1 protein-coding gene is annotated in these 363 nt (G+C 45.7%); it reads left to right on the plus strand.

Annotated elements, in window-relative coordinates:
- Window positions 1-363: immunoglobulin-like domain-containing protein (locus SB775_RS27900; protein WP_410864396.1), on the plus strand; the 363-nt coding region annotated here is incomplete at both ends.

Genomic DNA, 363 nt, shown 5'->3' on the forward strand with positions numbered 1-363 from the left:
GTTTGATGTTATTGGTAGCTGGCTGTTCGATGTTTCAAACGGACACCCAGAAACAATCCCTCACTATTCCCTCTGCGTATAATAGCTTGCCAGATACGTTCAGCGAGGGAGAAAATGGGCTTTCTTTGCGAAGCGATCAAGAGGCTTACAAGCTTCCTCTGGAAGAGCTGGCTGTAATTATTGCCAACACCGGATCGAACTCCATCACTTTAGGTGAGCAGCGGATGCTGGAGAAATTGCAGGAAGGCGTATGGTATAAAGTGCCTTACCGAGATGAGTTTGCTTTTACGGATATTGGTTTAGGATTGGGAGCGGAAGAAAAGCTTGAGCAGAAGATACCTCTTGAATATTTGGACTATAGGC

Source organism: Peribacillus sp. SIMBA_075 (assembly GCF_046534585.1).